The following is a 2479-nucleotide window of genomic DNA, read 5'->3' as shown; positions in this document are numbered from 1 at the left end:
GTATCCGTCAAATACAACCCACATGGACTCCAAAAGTAAGAAATGAGATAATACACCAAAGATATTAAATCGGAGGTGTTTTTATGAAAATAGATGAAAGTAGAGAAATTTGGACTAGCCGCGTAAGCGACTTCAAGTCAAGCAATCTCACTCAAAAAGCCTGGTGCGAAAAAAATGACATCAAGGTCAGTACTCTAAGATATTGGATCAGGAAGATTCGCAGTGCAGCATCCACTCCGGAGGAGGATTTCGGATTTTGCGGATTTGAATTTGCAAGCGTTTGTGTTTCTGAAGCGTTAGCTCCGGCTCTTGTAATAGAGATCAACGGTGTAAAGCTGTCCATAGCTGAAGATTTTGACGAAATGCTTCTTATAAAACTTGTACGAACTCTCAAAAGACTATGATAAAGCAAATCCCCATAGAAAAGGTTCACTTGGCGCTTGGGGCGACAGATCTGAGAAAATCCATAGACGGCCTGTCTCTCATCGTGGAGCATATACTGAAAATGGACCCTTTTTCAACTCATTTGTTTGCCTTTTGCAACAAAAGACAAAACCTCATTAAAATTCTTGTTTGGGACAACAATGGCTTTTGGATACACTACAAAAGGCTGGAAAGCGGAAGTTTCAAGTGGCCTCCAAAGGGAAGCGTGGCATCTGTTTCAATCAGTGAAAGGCAATTTCGCTGGCTTCTCGACGGAATGGACATACACCAAGACAGCGCACATAGACCCGCACTCGAGCGGGTTTTGATTTGAAAAACCATCTAGAATAAGGTTTTTTTGAAGACGTGTTCATGGTATAATAAAGGTATGGAAAATACAGCTGAAAACAAGGGATTACAACAGAATAGAGAGTCAGTAGATGATTTGAAAAATGAGAATGCCAAGCTTCAGCACGAACTGGAAATGGCCAATGCAAAAATCAAATGGTACGAGGAGCAGCTTAGGCTGAGTGCAGCAAAAAAATACGGCACGTCCAGCGACAATGTCGATGAAGCGCAAATCTCATTTTTCAATGAAGCTGAAATCACGGCAAGACCGGAAAAAGAAGAGCCAAAGCTTGAAGAAATCACTTACGAAAGAAGCAAAAAGCGAGGAACAAACAAGCCTTCATTCGACGATCTGCCTGTTGAAAGAATAGAGTACGAAATTCCTGAAAATGAACAGGTGTGTGAAAAATGCAGCTCCTCCATGCACGAGATGTCAGTTGAAGTGCGAAAGGAGCTCAAAATCATACCGGCAAAGGTATGTATTGTCGAGCATGTCAGGAAAGTGTATGCATGCAGAAAATGCCAAAATTCCGGACAAAACACCCCTGTAATAACAGCTCCAATGCCGGAACCAGTGATTTCAGGGAGTTTTGCTTCGCCCAGCCTAGTTGCATATTTGATGTATCAAAAGTATTCTGCGGCGCTTCCGCTCACAAGGCAAGAGAAGATATTCAGTGACTTTAGAATCGAAATTTCAAAGCAAAACATGTCGAACTGGATAATAAAAGCCTGCGAGCTCTGGCTTGATCCGTTTTTTGAAAGGCTGAAAGAAGAGCTGCTGAAGGAAACTTTTATACAGGCGGACGAGAGTCCCCTCAAGGTTTTGACTAAAGACGGCAAGCCTGCTGGCAGCAAGTCATATATGTGGCTTTACAAAAGCGGAGCTTTCGGAAAGAAAATCTCGCTGTATGAATACCAGCAATCCAGAAGCGGCAAGCATCCCAAGAATTTCCTCAACGGTTTTAGCGGATTTTTGCAAACAGATGACTATTCCGGCTATAATTCGGTGGAGAATGTAACCAGAGTAGGTTGTTTCGCACATGCAAGGCGATACTATACCGATGCCCTGAAGGCTCTGCCAAAGGAATCGGAAATTGAATCGACACATGCACATAAGGCGCTTGAATATTTCAAGAGAATGTTCCGCTTTGAATCCGAGTGGAAGGATTTATCCGCAAACGAACGATTCAAGATGCGAAACAAGAATCTAAAGCCTGCAATGGAGGCTTATTTGTCATGGCTCCAAGAAGTCCAGCCCAAGATTGTACGTAAAAGCAAGCTAGGTCAAGCGGTAAACTATAGCCTGTCAAATTGGGAGCTTTTAAGCAATGTCTTGAAGGATGGTCAATGCGAGCTGACTAATAATGCCGCTGAAAGGCAAATCAAGCCGTTTGTTATCGGTCGCAAAAATTATCTATTCTGCAAATCACCTCATGGAGCAAAAGCCAGCGCCATGGCATACAGCATAATAGAAACAGCCAAAATGAATGGCCTGAATCCTTTTTACTATTTGAAATACCTGTTCGAGCAGCTTCCGAATACAAAACTCAGCACTCCATACGCACTGGATCATCTTCTTCCGTGGTCTGAAACCCTGCCGAAAGAGTGCCTTAAAACATTTGAATCTAAAAAATAGAAAACGTCCTATTTGTGAGTATTATCTCATAGATAGGACGCTTTTCATATGTGGGTTGTATTTGACGGATAC

The 2479-nt window shown here is 42.4% G+C and carries 3 protein-coding genes; all 3 read left to right on the top strand.

Annotation, left to right across the window (positions count from 1 at the left end; genetic code table 11):
* Positions 1-83 precede the first annotated feature (83 nt).
* From tnpA to tnpC, 3 genes are read left to right on the top strand one after another with little or no spacing between them, the layout of a single operon-like run.
* Entirely contained in the window at positions 84-404 is a 321-nt protein-coding gene (gene tnpA / locus BUQ87_RS14775; RefSeq protein ID WP_038261781.1) for an IS66 family insertion sequence element accessory protein TnpA, read from the top strand.
* Positions 401-757 carry an IS66 family insertion sequence element accessory protein TnpB gene (tnpB, locus tag BUQ87_RS14770; protein WP_038261782.1) on the top strand — a complete coding sequence of 119 codons (357 nt, stop codon included), beginning with the start codon at positions 401-403 and terminating at the stop codon, positions 755-757. The genes tnpA and tnpB overlap by 4 nt, the downstream gene beginning before the upstream one ends.
* Positions 758-811: 54 nt before the next feature.
* Positions 812-2407, top strand: coding sequence for an IS66 family transposase (gene tnpC, locus BUQ87_RS14765; protein WP_038261786.1), 1596 nt, complete (start codon positions 812-814; stop codon positions 2405-2407).
* The last annotated feature ends 72 nt before the right edge of the window (positions 2408-2479 follow it).

Source organism: Peptoclostridium litorale DSM 5388, assembly GCF_900141635.1.
GTDB lineage: Bacteria > Bacillota > Clostridia > Peptostreptococcales > Peptostreptococcaceae > Peptoclostridium > Peptoclostridium litorale.
This window is presented reverse-complemented; position numbering and strand designations above follow the sequence as displayed.